Annotated in this window: 11 protein-coding genes; 8 read left to right on the top strand and 3 right to left on the bottom strand. The window is 53.1% G+C overall.

The window, feature by feature from the left end:
- Positions 1-85: 85 nt before the first annotated feature.
- The 5 genes from TH63_RS04800 (at position 86) to TH63_RS04780 (ending at position 10964) form a co-directional block, all read left to right on the top strand.
- Positions 86-568, top strand: a complete 483-nt coding sequence (locus TH63_RS04800; RefSeq protein ID WP_048919946.1) for an ankyrin repeat domain-containing protein — start codon at positions 86-88, stop codon at positions 566-568.
- 357 nt (positions 569-925) lie between these two features.
- The gene (locus TH63_RS04795; RefSeq protein ID WP_048919945.1) at positions 926-1369 is read left to right on the top strand and encodes a hypothetical protein; all 444 of its coding nucleotides are present in this window, start codon (positions 926-928) and stop codon (positions 1367-1369) included.
- A gap of 383 nt (positions 1370-1752) precedes the next feature.
- A complete protein-coding gene (locus TH63_RS04790; protein ID WP_048919944.1) occupies positions 1753-7137 on the top strand; it encodes an alpha-2-macroglobulin family protein in 5385 nt (1794 codons plus the stop codon).
- A gap of 356 nt (positions 7138-7493) precedes the next feature.
- Positions 7494-9848 (top strand): penicillin-binding protein 1C, encoded by a 2355-nt coding sequence (pbpC, locus tag TH63_RS04785; protein ID WP_048919943.1) that lies wholly within the window; start codon positions 7494-7496, stop codon positions 9846-9848.
- A gap of 258 nt (positions 9849-10106) precedes the next feature.
- Positions 10107-10964, top strand: a complete 858-nt coding sequence (locus tag TH63_RS04780) for a universal stress protein (protein WP_048919942.1) — start codon at positions 10107-10109, stop codon at positions 10962-10964.
- 284 nt (positions 10965-11248) lie between these two features.
- Here the strand turns inward: TH63_RS04780 and hemA are convergent, their stop codons facing one another.
- The 3 genes from hemA to TH63_RS04765 all read right to left on the bottom strand — a co-directional run bounded on the left by hemA (position 11249) and on the right by TH63_RS04765 (position 14406).
- Complete coding sequence (gene hemA, locus TH63_RS04775; RefSeq protein WP_048919941.1) at positions 11249-12517, bottom strand: glutamyl-tRNA reductase; 1269 nt, start codon at positions 12515-12517, stop codon at positions 11249-11251.
- Between the two features lie 195 nt (positions 12518-12712).
- A complete protein-coding gene (locus TH63_RS04770; RefSeq protein ID WP_048919940.1) occupies positions 12713-13429 on the bottom strand; it encodes an N-formylglutamate amidohydrolase in 717 nt (238 codons plus the stop codon).
- A gap of 71 nt (positions 13430-13500) precedes the next feature.
- Positions 13501-14406: a S66 peptidase family protein gene (locus tag TH63_RS04765; protein ID WP_048919939.1), complete on the bottom strand. Its 906-nt coding sequence runs from the start codon at positions 14404-14406 to the stop codon at positions 13501-13503.
- Between the two features lie 316 nt (positions 14407-14722).
- Between TH63_RS04765 and TH63_RS04760 the strand changes: the two genes are divergently transcribed.
- The 3 genes from TH63_RS04760 to TH63_RS04750 all read left to right on the top strand — a co-directional run bounded on the left by TH63_RS04760 (position 14723) and on the right by TH63_RS04750 (position 17171).
- The gene (locus tag TH63_RS04760) at positions 14723-15079 is read left to right on the top strand and encodes a SpoIIAA family protein (protein ID WP_048919938.1); all 357 of its coding nucleotides are present in this window, start codon (positions 14723-14725) and stop codon (positions 15077-15079) included.
- Positions 15080-15242: 163 nt separating this feature from the next.
- A complete protein-coding gene (locus tag TH63_RS04755) occupies positions 15243-16007 on the top strand; it encodes an oxygenase MpaB family protein (protein WP_048919937.1) in 765 nt (254 codons plus the stop codon).
- 111 nt (positions 16008-16118) lie between these two features.
- Positions 16119-17171, top strand: coding sequence for an aldose epimerase family protein (locus TH63_RS04750; RefSeq protein ID WP_082161553.1), 1053 nt, complete (start codon positions 16119-16121; stop codon positions 17169-17171).
- Positions 17172-17218: the final 47 nt, after the last annotated feature.

The raw sequence follows: 17218 nt of genomic DNA, 5'->3' as shown, positions 1-17218 counted from the left end.
GCTTACCCGTACCTCCCTTAAACATCTTGCCTTTCCTGTTGGTTACCTGTACTTTAAATATCTCAACCACCTACCTGCAAACGCTATGGATTTTACCTCCTCTAACCCAGAAGACCTTCTATTTGACGCGGCCCGTAAAGGAGACGTGCCCACTATTCAGCAACTCCTTTCTGAAGGGGTGAATATCAATGCCCAGAATGGCCGCGGGTTCACGCCCCTTATCCTGGCTTCTTATGAAGGGCACCTGGCCGCCACGCAATCCTTGCTGGATGCCGGCGCCGACGTGAACGCCCAGGACTTTGCCGGCAACACCGCCCTGATGGGGCTCTGCTTTAAAGGCTACGCCGATATTGCCGAACTGCTCATTGCCCGGGGGGCCGACCTGAACCTGCAAAATGGCAGCGGCGGCACGGCCCTCATGTTCGCCACCATGTTTGGACGGCATGAACTCGTGCGGCTAGTAGCCGATAAAGGTGCCGACCAGAGCATTAGAGACAGCCGGGGCCTAACCGCGGTAGAAATGGCCGAAAAGATAGGCAATGAAGAAGCCCTGAAGGTGCTGCACTAATTCTATCTCCCCAGCTTAAGTTACCCGGCCCTGGCCGACAAAAATAAAACGGCCTTAATGCGTACTCATGGGTGCTTTCTTTCAGTACAGACCGAAACGTAAAACCCAGAAACTTAAATTAGTTAACCCTTTAGGGTACCGGTTCATCCACTTTGAAAAATGCTCCCAAAAAACGGGGGCATTTTTCATTTTACCCCTTGTCATGGAAGAACAATAAAAAAAATGTGTTAAATTACTTCCCTCAGGGTTTTCTTAAGGCTAGATTACCCATATCTTAGATAGGCCCCCCGGGCAAGTGATTGCTTTCTGTCTATAGGTGGCTTCAAACTGAGAACAAACAGTAATTAACCCAATGGCATGCGCATAGATTTAAACCCCGTTCTGGTTTACTCAGATGAGTACATAAAAGTCGAGATAGATGAACATGTGGGCTACCTCTACCTGGAGTGGTTGCAGAAGCCAAATAAAGAGGCGTTTCGGCGGCTATTCCATTACACCGTGAACCTAGCGCTGGAAAAAGGCTGCAGCTACTGGCTGAGTGACGCCCGCCAAATCCCCTATCTTGATTTCGGCGACCAGAATTGGATCTTACGCGAGATGGCCCCACTTTTCCTGTCTTCTTCCATTAAAAAGTACGCCCGGCTTACCACCAAACAGGGTGTAGGTATGCTGGACATCCATCGTATTTCCTCTAACCTTCCGGGAGATGCGGAGGCCCAGCTGGAGAACTTCACCAACAAAGACGCCGCCCTGGACTGGCTCTTTTCAGATTTCTTCGTCAATTCCTCTTCCGTGGAATAAGGGCTGGCCCTTTCCATAACCCTTCCCGTTTCAGGCCCGTTTTCCGAAAAATAGGCCTGAAACGGGAAGTCTTTTTCTAGCCACCCTGCCACCTATCGCAAGGCACAAACAGCCCAGTTTCCGTGCTGAAGGGCATTTCCGTTTTAAGGGTGTTTTTCTGAAAACAGGCCTTAAACGCATTGGTTTCTAAACAAAAGCAGGCGCAGAAGTTGAAATGGTTCCGGCAAGCGAAGCAATACATAGCGTCTATCAAATATATTTTGGCAATACTACCTTCCCACTCAAACAATTAGTAAGTTTAGAGGAGCAAGACACCCCACTTCTTCTGCCCTATGAACTGCTCATTTTCGGCCCGGCCCCGGCGATTATTCCTTGCCCTTTTTATGCTGATGACCCTTACGCAGCTGTTCGGCTGTAAGGGCCACCCAGATGAACTGCGCCTGGAGAAAAAGAACTTTGAGACCGAGATAGCACAGGAGCAGAACCTGGTGTTCACCTTTGACAAAGACTTGGTCACCGACTCCCTCCTGAACCAATGGGACACCGTGCCTTACCTTTCCTTCACCCCTAAGGTGGAGGGTAGATTCAAGTGGACCGCGCCTAATGAGCTGGTGTTCTCGCCAGCCAACCCCTTTGCCCCCAGCACCAATTACCAGGCCGAACTAACCACGCATTTACTTAAACACGCGCGCTCCAAACTCAAGATCCCTGCGGGGCAGGAGATCAAATTCCACACGCCTTACCTGCAACTTACCGGCACCAAAGCCTATTGGACCCAAAACGAAAACAACCCCTCTGAACTGGTGGCCAACGTGGTGTTTGACTTCAACTACCCTGTTGCCGCCCAAACAGTAAGTGACAGATTAAAGGTCTACAAAGGCAACACGCCCCTTCCGGTGCAGGTAATCAGCGCTAGCAAAAAGAGCCTCTCTGTACGGGTAAAAGGCCTGCAGCAAAACAGTACCGGTGAAGTACCGCTGCGGGTCACTCTGGCCAAAGGCTTATCTACCCCCGGCAGCACGTACCAGACCCCGCAGCCCACGCAGCAAACGGTAGTGCTGCCCAGCCGCGACCGCCTGATGGTTATGGAGGTAATCACCGTCCAGGAAGAAGGCCTGGACAAGATCTACGTGCTCACCACCCAACCCATCACCAACCCAGATCTGACTTCGCTGGTGACGTTAAACCCACGCCGCGAATTTACCGTGGAACGCCTGGAGAACGGCCTTGTTTTGAGCGGCAATTTCACGGCTGGGCAGGCCTATACCCTCACGCTGTCGGGCGAGGCCAGCGGCGTGGCGGGCAAACCTCTGGGCAAGCCGTACCTGCACCCGGTTACCTTTGAGTCAGATAAGCCCACGGTGGCCTTTGTCAATCAGAAAAGCATTTACCTGAGCAGCCAGGGCGCCCGCAACATTGCCCTGAACCTCACGCAGGTGCCCCGGGTTAAGGTGAGCATCAGTAAGGTATTTGAGAACAACATCCTGCGCTACCTGCAAGACGGCCAGACTTATGACGGGCATTATGATGAGGAGTCAGAAGAGTACTTCGAGAGTTCTTATTATGACGTGAATGAGAACAACGGCAAAACCATTTTTGAGCGCGAGCTAGACACTAAAACCCTTCGCAAGCAAGGCAAAAACCATCTATTAAACCTAGCGCTGGATGACCTGGACTTTGACAGCAACTTCAAGGGCCTGTACGTGATCAATGTGGCCAGCACCGAAAACAACTGGCTTAGAGACTCCAAGATTATCTCGGTATCAGACATCGGGCTTATTGCCAAACAGGGCAAAGACGAGGTGCTGGTGTTCGCCAATTCCATTAGGAGCGGCCTTACCTTGTCTGGGGTAGACGTGCGGTTTATCAGTACCAACAACCAGGTGGTGCACAAAGCCACCACAGACAGTGACGGCGTGGCGCGCTTCCCTCAGATGGCCAAGACCGCGGCGGGTTTTAAGCTGGGACTTATTACGGCGCGCCGCGGCGATGACTTCAATTACCTGCCCTACTCCCAGACCCAGGTCAACACCTCGCGCTTTGACGTGGGTGGCAAGCGTCTGGACCAGCTCAACTATGACGCCTTTATCTACGGCGACCGCGACCTGTACCGCCCCGGCGACACCGTGCACGTGAATACCCTGGTACGCACCCCAGACTGGAAAACGGTGGTGGGCCTACCCCTTAAAGTAAAGCTGTTGCTACCCAACGGCAAGGAGTACCGCAGCCAAAAAGGCACGCTTAACAAAGAAGGTTCTTATGAGGCCATGTTCGTGCTCAGCACCTCGGTGGTGACCGGCACCTACACTCTGGAGGTGTATTCCGGCAATGACGTGCTCCTGAATTCGCGCAAGATTGGCGTGGAGGAATTCATGCCAGACCGCCTCAAAGTCACTACCACCTTAAATAAAAACGAGTTCCGGGCCGGCGAGAACGTGACCGTGAACCTGACGGCGCAGAACCTCTTTGGCCCTCCGGCCGCCGGCCGAAACTACGAGGTGCAGCTCAGCCTGAAGAAGAAAACCTTTGAAGCCCCCCGCTACCCAGACTACACCTTTGAGCTCAACAACGCCCAGGAGGTGAACCTGCAGAACAGCATGCGCCAGGGCGAAACTAATGCCGAGGGCAAGGCCCAGGAAACCTTTGAACTGAATAACTTCCGGGATGTGGGCCTGTTGGAAGGCTCGCTTTTTACCACCGTCTTTGACGAAACTGGTCGGCCGGTCAACCGACTGAACCGGTTTTCGGTGAGCACCCAACAGGCTTTTTACGGCATCAGAAAATTTGATACGTACGTGAGTACCCGGAAGGAGATGCAGGTGCCCCTCATTGCCTTAAACGCGCAAGGCCAACCCATCGCCACCACGGTGCAGGTGCAGTTGGTGCGGTTTACCTATGAGACGGTGGTGGAGCGCCGCAGCGAAGACTACAACTACAATTCCCAGCGCCGGGCCAGCACCTTGCTCAACACCACCCTGCAGGTTTCCAAAGAAGGAACGGCGGTGCGTTTTGTGCCTTCCACCTCTGGGGAGTATGAACTGCGCGTGATGCGTCCCGGCGCCTATAACTATGTGGCCCAACGCTTTTACGCCTATGGTTGGGGAGACACGGAGAGCACGTCTTTTGAGGTGAACAATGAAGGCGAGGTAGACATTGCCCTGGACAAGGAAAGCTATGAGGTAGGCGATGACGCCAAAATCCTGTTCAAGTCGCCGTTCCGGGGCAAGATTCTGGTCACCGTGGAGCAGAACAAGGTCCTGAGCTACCATTACCTTAAAACCGACAAGAAAGCCGCCTCCCTTAAACTGGCTATCAAAGACGAACACCTGCCCACTGTATACATCTCGGCGGTAGCCCTGCGGGAGATCAAAAACAACCAGATGCCGCTCACCATTGCCCGGGGCTTCAAACCGCTGGCCGTGACCAAGAAAAGCACCAAGCTGGACGTGGTCCTCACCGCTCCTGACGCCTCGCGCTCTAACCGCACCCAGCAGGTGAGCATCAAAACCGCGCCTAACGCCGAAGTGACCCTGGCTGTGGTAGACGAAGGCATTCTGCAGCTCAAAGACTACCAGACGCCAGATCCGCACGCGTTCTTCTACCAGAAACGGGCCCTGGAGGTACTGGCCTTCGACCTCTACCCTTTCCTGTTCCCAGAAATTACCGGCACCCGCTCCAGCACCGGCGGCGACGGCTATGACCTGGAGAAACGCATCAATCCCCTTACCTCTAAGCGCGTGAAGCTAGTGTCCTTGTGGAGTGGTCGGCTGAAGACCAATGGCCGCGGCCTGGCCACGGTCCAGGTAAAGATTCCGGAGTTCTCGGGGGCGGTGCGCGTGATGGCGGTGGCCTACAAAGGCAACGCCTTCGGCTCAGCGGAGAAACTCATGCGCGTGGCTGACCCCATGGTGATCAGCACGGCCCTTCCCCGTTTCCTGAGCCCGAAAGACACGCTCCTGGTGCCCGTGACCATCAGTAACACCACCGCTAAAAACGCTGCCTTCACTAGTTCCATCTCGGTAACCGGTCCGCTTAGGATAGTAGGGACTGCTACTACTTCCGCGCAAGCGGGCGCCAACGCTGAGAAGCAGGTGGTGTACAAACTGGTGGCGAGTCCCGCCATCGGCCCCGCCACCGTGAAGGTAGCCGTGAAGGCGCTGGGCGAGCAGTTCACCAATACCACCGAACTAACCGTGCGCACTGCGGCGCCCCTGGCTCAGATGACCGGCTCGGGCACTTTGAAAAATGCTGGCAGTGCACAGATTAAACCGGTGCATGACTATTTGCCGGCTTCGTTGTCTTCTAAATTAGTAGTGAGTACATCGCCGTTGGTGCAGTTCACAGATGACATCACCTTCCTGCTCCGCTACCCGCACGGTTGCCTGGAGCAGACCACCTCCACCGCCTTCCCGCTGCTGTATTACACAGACCTGGCCCGGTCCCTGAACCAACAACAGAAAGGCCGCGCCTTCAACCCGAATTACTTGGTGCAGGAAGCGATTACCAAGATTGAGGGCATGCAGCAATATGACGGCGGGTTCAGCTACTGGCCCGGCCAGCCCCACACCGATTGGTGGAGCAGTGCCTATGCGACCCATTTCCTGCTGGAGGCCCAGAAAGCTGGCTTCCCCGTGAACCAGCAGGTGCTAAGCAAGGCCCTTGCGTATCTGCAGAAGAAAGTGAAAGCCAAGGCTACGGAGGTGTACCGGTATTATGACGCGGCCCGCAAGGTGAAGAGCAAGTACATTACCGCCCATGAAACTGCCTATTCGCTCTACGTGCTCAGCCTAGCCAATAAACCCGACTGGTCTACCATGAACTACTACAAGGCCAAGCCGGAACTGCTTTCTATTGACGCCCGCTACCTGCTGGCCAGCACCTACGCCATGAACGGTGGGCAACAGAGTTTCAATCTGCTGTTGCCCAAATCCTTTGCGGGAGAGACTTCCATGCGTGCCCTTGACGGCTCCTTCTACTCTCCGCTCCGCGATATGGCCATTTCATTGAACAGCCTGCTGGAGGCCAACCCTGACCACCCACAGGTCATTACCCTGGCCCGCCATCTCTCTCAGGAACTGAAGTCCAGCCGCTGGTACAACACCCAGGAACGTGCCTTCGCCCTGCTGGCCCTGGGCAAACAAGCCAGCAGGACCCGCGGCAACGTGACGGCCCAGGTGCTGCAGAACGGAAAGACTATCGGTACGTTCAACGGCAAGGACCTAACCCTGGCTAATCCATTGAATGCTGGTGCTGTCACGCTGCAAAGCAAAGGCCAGGGAACGCTGTATTACTTCTGGGAACTGGAAGGCATCAGCCAGAGCGGGAGTTATAAGCAGGAAGACAATTTCCTGAAGATCAGAAAGTCGTTCTTCACCCGCGACGGCAAAGCCATCACCAACGCCACTTTCAAGCAGAACGACCTGGTGGTAGTGCGGCTGGCCCTGCAGTCACTGGACGGCCGCACCATTCCCAACGTGGCCATCACAGATCTTCTTCCCGCCGGCTTTGAGATTGAGAACCCTAGGCTACTGGCCTCCCGTGAATTCAGCTGGCTGGAGGGGATGAAACCGGCTACCCCGGATTACATGGACATCCGGGATGACCGCCTGAACCTCTACGCCACCGCCCGCCCCAAAACACAGTACTTTTTCTACCAGATCAGGGCCGTGAACAAAGGCGATTTCCAGATGGGACCCGTGGGCGCAGATGCCATGTACAACGGCGAATACCACTCCTACCACGGTGCGGGGGTGGTCAAGGTGAGATGACGTTTTAGGCCTGTTTTTCTAAAAACAGGGGTAAAACAGATTTACCTTTTGCTAAACTTAAAGGGAGAAGGGTTCATTAACCGCGGCATGACGCTTTTTCTCTTCCCTTGGCTTGTCCGCTGACCAGCCAACAGTAACCGAGGGGATTGGAGGCGCTTACTTTCCGTCCTGTCAGGGGACAGGCCGGGGAAGATTGTAAAGAGGTACAGATTTTTAGTTTTCGTTTCTGGGCCGTTTTGGTTAAAACAGGCTTAAAACAGTACTACAATTGCCACGATTTCCAACCTCCTTCAAAATGGGACGGAAAAGTAAAAACAATCCATATCACACTTTATCAAAATACACTTTATCCCTACATGCCGCTTACCAAGACCAGACGTTTCTTCTTCCCCGCCCTTCGCCTGCAAAAAGGCAAGGTGTGGCTCTGGAATGTGGGTGGGGCTTTGGCTTTTCTCCTGGCGCTGTTTATTCTGCTCAACCTTCTGTTCCCGCTAAGGGTGGACATTCCGTACTCACCGGTCATTACGGCGGCAGATGGCACCATTCTACACTCGTTTCTGAGCAAGGATGATAAATGGCGCATGCAGCTGGAACCAGATGAAGTGAGTCCTACCCTCCGGAAAGCCGTCCTGCAGAAAGAAGACCGGTACTTCTATTACCACCCGGGCGTGAATCTGGTGGCAGTGGGCCGGGCAATGGTCAAGAACCTGCTGCATCAGAAAACCACCTCTGGGGCTTCCACCATTACCATGCAGGTGGCGCGGCTGCTATACCCCCAAGAACGGACCTACTGGCACAAGCTCACGGAGGTGTTCAGGGCGCTGCAGTTGGAGTGGCAGTACACCAAAGACGAGATCCTTCTCCTTTACCTCAACCTTGTACCCTACGGCGGAAATATAGAAGGCGTGAAGGCGGCCTCAGTGCTGCATTTCCAGCAGTCTCCCCGGCAGTTGAGTCTGGCGCAGGCGGTGGCCCTAACGGTTATTCCCAACAAACCCTCCTCGCTCAGGATTGGCGTCCAGAACCGGCAGATTGTGGCATTCCGGAACAAGTGGCTCCGGCATTTTGCCCGGCAGCAGGCCTTCCCGGAAGGCGCTATTGCAGACGCACTGCTGGAACCTTTGGATGCCCGCCGGCAGCCAGCGCCCCATGTGGCGCCGCATTTCGCGTACCGCATGTACCGGCAGCACCAGAACCAGACCATTATCAAGACCACGCTTAACCTGGCCGTGCAGGAAAAGGTAGAACAACTGGCCTATAATTACCTCCAGCAACTTAGGTACAAGAACATCCACAATGCGGCGGTGCTGGTCATCAACAACCAAACACAGGCGGTAGAGGCCTACCTCGGTTCAGCCGATTTCTCAGATGCGCTTCATGGGGGCCAGGTGGATGGGGTGCGGGCCCTACGGTCGCCGGGCAGTACGCTGAAGCCGTTTCTGTACGCCACCGCCTTTGAGCAGGGACTCATCACGCCAAAATCTATGATCTCAGACGTCCCCATCAACTATGCCGGTTACCGACCCGAAAACTACTTTGGTACCTATAGCGGCAATATTACCATAGAGCGGGCACTGGCTACATCGTTGAATATTCCGGCGGTGAAGCTGCTGGACCAGGTGGGCGTGGGCACGTTTGTGAGGAAGCTGAAACTGGCAGAGTTCTCCCAGATGAAAAGGAACGGCGACCAGTTGGGACTGTCCTTGATTCTGGGCGGTTGCGCCGTGAAACTAGAGGAACTGACGGCCTTGTACGCGGCCTTCGCCCGCCAGGGCACCTATGCGCCGTTGCGCTGGCTGCAGGAAGACACCGCCCGTCAGGAGAAACAGCTCTTGTCGCCGGGGGCTACGTTTATGGTCAACCAGATCCTGACCCAACTGCAACGCCCCGACCTGCCCCACAACGCCGACAATAGCGGTCACCTGCCCAAGATCGCCTGGAAAACCGGAACTTCTTACGGCCGCAAAGACGCGTGGAGCATAGGCTATAACCAGAAATACACGGTGGGCGTGTGGGTGGGAAACTTCTCCGGTGAAGGCGTGCCTGAACTAAACGGCACCGATACCGCCACCCCGCTTTTGTTTTCCATCTTCAACACCATTAACTACAACAGCCCCAACCAGTGGTATGCCGCACCCAAAAGCGTGGGTACCCGCAGCGTCTGCGCTGAAAGCGGAAGGCCCGGCAACAGCTTCTGCCAGGACCTGGTGGTAGACACCTTCCTGCCGGGTGTCTCTTCGGCGGTAAAATGTACGCATCTCAAACAAGTGTCCGTGTCTCTGGACGGACATTTCGCCTATTGTACCGCCTGCCTGCCAGAGAATGGCTATACCCAGAAATGGTATCCCAACCACTCGCCGGAGATACTTACTTATTTTGTAACCCAGCAACTGCCTTATGTGGCCTTGCCCCCGCACAACCCGGCGTGCAGCCGCATTTTCCAGGAGTACGCCCCCATCATTGCTTCGCCTACGGCCGGCATGGAGTACCTGCTGGAGAAGGCAGAACATCAGCAACTTATGCTGCAGTGCACGGCCCACAATGAAGTAAAGAAGGTATATTGGTACGTGAACGATCAATTTCTGAAAGCCGCGGCAGGCAATGAGGCTGTCTTTTTTGAGCCAGACAAAGCCGGTAAGCTTAAAATCTCCTGCCTGGATGACCAGGGCCGCAACACCAACAGCTATGTGACGGTCCGGTTCCTGGAGTAAAGGATACCTCCTCTGCCCTTAATTTTCCGCTTATAAACACCCGAACCGTTTTTAGGCTTATTTTCTTAAAAAATATGTCATAAACAAGGAACCTACCACAGGCTTTCTCCGTTGTGGTGCTTGAAAAGGCGGAATAACTCCCCAATAAATTCCTGAAAGGATGATATTAGTCATTTTTTGATTTGACCTAAGTCATTCTCTATCAGCCTTTTCCTCCCCACCTTTATCTTTCAAATAAAGTATCTAAACTTTTTAGCTATGGAGACCATTATTTGCCCAACAGATTTTTCAAAAAAATCTGAGAATTCTATCAGGTACGCAGATGAGATCGCGCAGCGCATGAATTCCCGAATAGTTTTATTCCATAGTATTGTGGAGCGCGCCAATGTTCTGGCCATGGCCGGAGGTACGGATTCTTTTCCCTCTGAAGAAGAGATGGAACTGGAGAGAAAGCAACTGAAGAAACTGCGCCGTATACAGACCTACCTGGAGAGCACGGAATGGGGAATCCCGGTTTCATATGAAACGAGGGTAAGCTACGGCGAAACCCACCAGAACGTGACCACCCTGGCCCAGGACGAAAACGCTGACCTGATTGTTCTGGGTTCTGGCCCAACAGATGCCCTCAAGGAAATTGTGGTGAATTCTTTAGCGGGTCAGGTGATTAACCAGGCCCCTTGTCCGGTGCTCATTATCCCAGAGAACGCCACGTTCCGGCCCATCAGGAAAATTGTATTAGCGACAGACTTGCGCGGGTTCTCCCTCTCAGACACCGCCATGGTGCTGAAATTGGCCAGCTATTTTGGGGCGCAGATTCAGCTGTTGCACATTATTTCAAAAGAAGACGAAACGGCCCGGCAGTTTGCCACCGAAGAGCTGCAACGGCTGAGCAAGCGGCTGCCTTACCAGCGGGTTTCCATTAATGTAGAGGTAAACCCCAACATTGAGGAAGGCATCAGTCGGTTCTGCCGGATGCAGAAAGCAGATATGCTGGTGGTAGGGGCCCATGCCACCGACCCTTGGCAGAACCTATTTCAGGTAGAGGCACCCCAGGCGCCCACTTTCCATACGCACCTGCCGCTTATGGTGATCCATGCCAGAAAGATTCCGTTCTAAACAGCCGCTAACCCTTTATAGAAGGCCCCAGGAAGTTGTACTTCCTGAGGCCTTTCCATTTAATAGAAGTAGCTTTTGCTCCCATAAAAAAACCAGGCCATTTAGCAGCGTAGGTCAGGACTCTGCCAAAGCAAAGAGAGCCAGGCTGTTTGCCTGGCTCTCTTTGCCTTCAAGTCTGAATTAAATGTAGTATTCAATATATGATTCGTTCACTCCCCAATTGAAAATATTTCCAGATTCCGGTGCCCCGCGTAAACCTTCGTGAGGTATGGCGGCACCTATTTTTATGCTTTTTGTGGCTCGCTTTCCAGGTTAAACAAGGCGCTGAGTCCTTCAATCAGGGCCTCAGACTCGCCGCGCTGGCAGGCGGCTTTCAACTCCAGGGCCGGCATTTTCACAATTTTGTTCAGGATGTTCTTGGTGATGGTGTCTACCAATTCTTTTTCCTGGGCGCCCATGGATTTCACGTAACGGGCCAGTTCGCGCTGGCGTATTTCTTCCAGACGGTTTTTGAACTGCTGTAAGGCAGGTGACATGCTCATTTCTTTGGTCCAGGTTTCAAATTCGGCCATGGCTTCCTGTATGATTTCCTGCACGGCCGGAATGGCGGCCAATCTTATTTCCAGGGCCTGGGTAGCCCGGTTACGGATGTTATCAATGTTATACACCTTGGTACCGGCCAGTTCCTGCAGGTTGTTGTCAATGCTGCGCGGCATGGACAGGTCCACAAAGAAAGACGGGGCGGCCTCTCCCATTTTCTCCACCCGTTCTTTACTGATGAAAAAGCAATCGCCGGGCACAGAGGAGATGACCACGTCTGCCTGGGCCATTTCTTCCCACACGTTTTCCCAGTAAATGGCTCTGGCATTGCATTTAACGGCCAGGTCTACCGCCTTGTGGTGGGTACGGTTGGCAATGGTAATGTGCTGCAGGGCAGACTTCTGGAAGTTATCACACACATTGGCGCCAATCTCCCCTACCCCAATCATGAGCACTTTAGGCGCTACCATGTATCTGGTCAGTTCTTCCACCAGCTCAACCGTGGCATAAGACACAGAGGCGGCGCCATCTTTGAAAGCGGTCTCATTCACCACCCGTTTGTTGGTAAAGAAGATGGTGTGCATCAGGCGGTGCAGGAAGGGGCTTACCGTGCCCGAGTCTGAGGCCCACTGGTAAGCGTTCTTCACCTGGTTCATGATCTGCATGTCACCTACCACTTGAGACTCCAGGCCCAAGGCCACCTGAAAGAGGTGCTGTAGCGCTTCCTGCGGCTGCGTGAGGTGCTTGAAATACGGGGAAATCTTCTGGGTATCAAAAATGCCTTTTTCAATGGCAATCAGCTCCATTAACTCCCGGGAGTAATCTGCTTCGGCGGAATAATAGACCTCTGTGCGGTTACAGGTAGACAGCACCAACACGTCTTGCGCCTGGGTGAAATCCTTTATTTTATCTAATAGGTTACGGCACCCTATCTCATTGAGAGATACCGCTTCGCGCACCGCAATGGGGGCTTGTTTGTAAGATAAAGTAAGTACTTTGAACTGGTTCTGCATGGTCAATGGTCAAATTGCATTGCAAATTTCGACAGAACCGACCAGCAGAAAGATGATGAAGGTCACTTTTGCAGAGGAATGTTATCAGTTTTGCCTGCTCAACCTCATTAAAATCAAGCCAGTGAAAGTATAGGTTTCCCTGAGAGAACGCTCATTCGGACCTTTCCAGAGAACTTACCAGACCATAGCTTGATTCTAAGTGCCTTTCAGGGTTTGCTGCAAGGCAGCAGTAAGTTCGTCTACCACTTGTTGCCAGACTTCCTCTCTGCCATCCAGAAAGAACTTCTGGTTAATTTCCAGTTCAAAGCCGGCGTATTGGTATTTGGTGAACTTGCCTCGCAGGTAGGTAGGAAAGCCGTCATCGGTGCCGGGGTAGGGCGAATTATAGAGGACCCTACGGGAGGGGTTCTGCTCTTTTAAATGTTGCCTGAGGTGCTGCGCAATGGCCTTTTCCAGCGGCCGTTTGGGGTCATACAGAATGCCAATGTCTGCCTTGCGTACCTCTCCGTCTAGGACTGGGGTAAAGGTATGGATGGCCAGGTGACAGACTTGTTTCCCGGCAGCGGTGACTTTCCTTATCTGCTTTTCCACCTCTTGCCGGTGCGGGAAATAATACTTGTCCAGTACCTCTTTTTTGTCTTTTTCAGACAGGCTTTTACTAAAGTCAGAAAACAGTTCGTCACTGTCCAGAGACCGGTTGGCTTCTACCAGCAACCTGGAGACGGAGGTAACATACAGCGGCAATTTTAAGGCAGCGGCCAGGTGCCGGGCCAGCCGAAGCGCCCCGGGGTCAAAGGCTTTATGGGAGAAAAGCGCGTCCTCCTGCCCTTTGAAAAGAGCCAGGTATTTTTTGGGCACCTCGTTTCCGGCGTGCTCACAGGTAAGCAGAAAGATTGGTTTGGTTTTCTCCATATTGCCAGGGTTTCCGTTTTAGGCCCATTTTCCTAAAAACAGGCCTAAAACAGGTTTTGCAGATGGTTGGCTTATAGGTTAAACTTGATGGTGGAGCCTTTGTCGGTCACTTCCATTTTAACCGGCGCGCCAAAGACCATGGCCTTGTTCACCCCGCTGTGGCCCGCCGGAAACCCGAAACAAACGGGAAAGTCATACTCCTTCACCGCATCCAAAACAATCTCCTCTGGGGTTTTCCCAAACGGCGGGTCGTCTTTCTTGATTTCCACCAGCTGCCCCACCAGAAGCCCCTTCACATACTCAAACTTGCCGGCTTGCTTTAAGGAAAGCAGGTAATTGTCTAGCCGGAAATGCTGCTCCCCCACGTCTTCCAGAAACAAGATTTTCCCGTTGGTGTTCACCTCAGACTTGGTGCCTTTGGCATTGCAAAGAATACTTATGGTGCCGCCTACCAGGGTGCCCTCGGCTTTGCCTAACCGGTTTAGGGGGTGGGCTTTTACAGAGTACTCCAGATCTTCCCCAAAAAGAGCCTTGCGCAGGCTTTCCCAAGATTCTACCTTATACCCACCCTCCAGATCACAAGCCATGGTGCCATGAATGGTGGCCGTGCTCAAAAGGCCCTGCACATGGCTGTGCAGAAAGGTGGTGTCACTATACCCCACCAGCCACTTGGGGTGGAATTTGAACTTGTTGAAATCTACGTCTTCAATCACCCGCACAATGCCGTAGCCCCCCATGGTCTCCAGCACGGCTTTGATCTCATCATTGTCCAGCATGTCCTGCAGGTCTTGCCGGCGCAGGTTGTCTGACCCCGCAAAGCTGCCCTGGCGGGGCCCAATGGTCTTGCCCAGCACCGGCTTCAGTTTCCAGCCTTTAAGGATCTTTACCAATTCATCAATGTAAGGCTGCTCTGTAAAATTGCTGGTGCTTATCACACCTACTTTATCACCGGCTTTGAGAAAAGGGGGTAGTGTCATGGGTTTTCAAGTTTAACCCCCCGCAACGGGAGATGCTTCCTCTGTGTTTACGGACCGCACGAAATCTGGTAGTTTAGGCAATGGGCCTTCCGTGTTTCTACCAAGCTGCCTTTTGGCGATGGGCGCTAATCTTTGAGAGCGGTCCGTTCTAAAAAAACTGACTATTAAAAAGTGCAACGCTAAGGTGCCGGGTCCCTGGCAGCCTTTCCTGTGGCACTTTGCATTTTGGGGCAGTTTTAAGAAAAAGAGGCCCAAAATAACTCGCTTGATTTAACTTACGGCCTGTAATAGCGTACCAAAATGAAAATGCAAGGCAATGGTAGAGATAATTACAACCGATAACCCCATGGTATTTGCCGTGCGGGTAACGGGCACCTTAGGCAAACCGGAATATGAGGTAATGGTACCTTTACTGGATGAGAAAATAGCCCAACATGGCAAACTGAACCTGTACTGGGAAATGACCGGCCTGGACCATTGGCTGGCGGGTGGCCTTTGGGAAGACCTCAAGTTTGACCTCAAACACCTGAACAGCTTTTTGAAAATTGCCATTGTAGGAGACCGGGCCTGGGAGAAGGCCCTGACCACGCTTATGAAACCCTTTACCACCGCCCAGGTGAAGTATTTTGAGCACCACCACCGTGACGCCGCCAGGGAATGGGTAGGTCTGTAGCACCTGAGCTGGCTTCTTATTTTACCTTGCGTTTTAAGGGTGTTTTCAGCAAAACAGGCGTAAAACAGGTTTCGGCAATTGCCTTTGCTTTCCTGGCCGCGTCTTGCTTTTTCTTGCGGGAAAACACCGCTACCACCTTTCACACCTTAACTCCACACAGGCCATGGATTTCTTTGTAAAGGAAGGATCAATAGTGCGCGAAATCTGGGGCAAAGGGGATACCATCCTGTTTATTTTTGCCGGCTCGGCCGCCGAATTTGCGCTTAACAAAGCCGTGGACTGGCTCTACTTTACCGGCCGCCTTCCGGCAGACCCGCTGGGCCGGCTTTTCTCCACGGTAGCCTATGCCCGGCAGATCGTTTTCTCCTCGCTGGAAGGCGCCCACCGCACCATAGACAAAATGGCCCACATCCATGCGGCCGTTGAGAACAAGCGCGGGGCCTCTATTCCAGATTGGGCGTACCGCGATGTCTTGTTCATGCTCATTGACTACTCCATCAGGGCTTATGAAGTGCTGGAGCGGAAGCTGTCATTGCCGGAGAAAGAAGAGGTGTTTGAGGTATTTAACCGGGTGGGCCTCAGAATGGGTCTGACCGGTTTGCCTACCTCCTACCTGGCCTGGGTACAGATGCGCGAAGAGCATTTACAGCAGGACCTGGCCCCCAGCCACTACACCCATGACCTGTTCAAGCAGTACCAGAAACATTTGGGCCTGGTGCGGTACCGCCTGCTTCTGGAAGCCCAGGTAATGGTGGTGCCAGACCGCGTGAAAGACCTGCTGGGTTTCCGTAAAATCTCGCTCATCACCCCGCTGCTGCAGGCCTACAAAGTCACCCGCACCCTTAAGCTGGACTGGTTCCTCAAGTCTATCATCCTGCCTCCGGCCTACAAAAAGGAAATCAAGGACCTGGACAGCAACCCCACCTGATTATGCCCTTTCTCCAGGGAAACAGGATAAAAACAGCGCCAACAAAAGCGAAGATTTTGTATTCTTACCTTTACCTTTCGGTGAAAGAAATGCGCCGTTAAAAACTGATGTATGCAGATAGAGAAAAAACCATTCGGTAATACCCCAGAAGGAACACCCGTTCAGTTATATACCCTGAAGAATGAGCATGGAATGACCGCTTCCATCACCAATTACGGCGGCATTGTCACTTCGCTTTTGGTACCAGATAAACACGGAAAAGCAGCAGACGTGGTGCTAGGGTTTGATTCTTTAGAAGGCTACCTTTCTGCTGCCTACCTGAAAAATATGCCCTATTTTGGCGCCTTGATTGGGCGGTACGGAAACCGGATTGCCAAGGGGAAATTCACGCTCAACGGGCAGGAATATAACCTGGCCACCAACAACGGCCCCAACCATTTACACGGCGGCCTAATTGGTTTTGACAAAGTGGTATGGACCGCCACCGAACTCCCCGACCAAAACGCCCTTGCGCTAACCTATACCAGCCCAGACGGGGAAGAAGGCTACCCAGGCACGTTGCAGGTAATCGTCACCTACTCCCTTACCCCGCAGAACGAACTGGTTATTGATTATCGCGCCACCACAGACAAAGCCACGCCGGTGAACCTTACCCAACACAGCTATTTCAATTTAACGGGCGGCCAGGAAGATGTGCTGAACCATGAGTTGGTGATCAACGCCGACCAATACACCGCCGTAGACGCAAACCTTATCCCGGTAGGGGAACTTCCGGAAGTGGCCGGCACGCCTCTGGACTTCAGGGAGCCGCACCTGATTGGAGAGCGTATTAAACAAATGGAAGGCGGTGGCTATGACCATAACTACGTGCTCCGGAACGCAGATGGCACCCTGAAACTGGCGGCCACTGCCTATGAGAAAAACAGCGGCCGTTTTATGGAAGTCTTCACCACCGAACCCGGCGTGCAGTTCTATTCCGGAAACTTTCTGAAAGGTGAAATTACCGGCCAGAACGGGCAACCCATCCAGAACCACGCCGGCTTTTGCCTGGAGGCCCAGCATTACCCAGATTCCCCTAACCAGCCCGCATTCCCTTCCACCATCTTACAACCCGGGCAGGAATACCGCCAGCAGACGGTCTATAAATTCTCCACCAAAGGCTAAGCCGTAAGGGCCACCACCTGACTTACCAAAATCCGTTTCGGGGCCGT

The sequence above is a fragment of the Rufibacter radiotolerans genome, assembly GCF_001078055.1.
Classification (GTDB): Bacteria; Bacteroidota; Bacteroidia; order Cytophagales; family Hymenobacteraceae; genus Nibribacter; species Nibribacter radiotolerans.
This window is presented reverse-complemented; position numbering and strand designations above follow the sequence as displayed.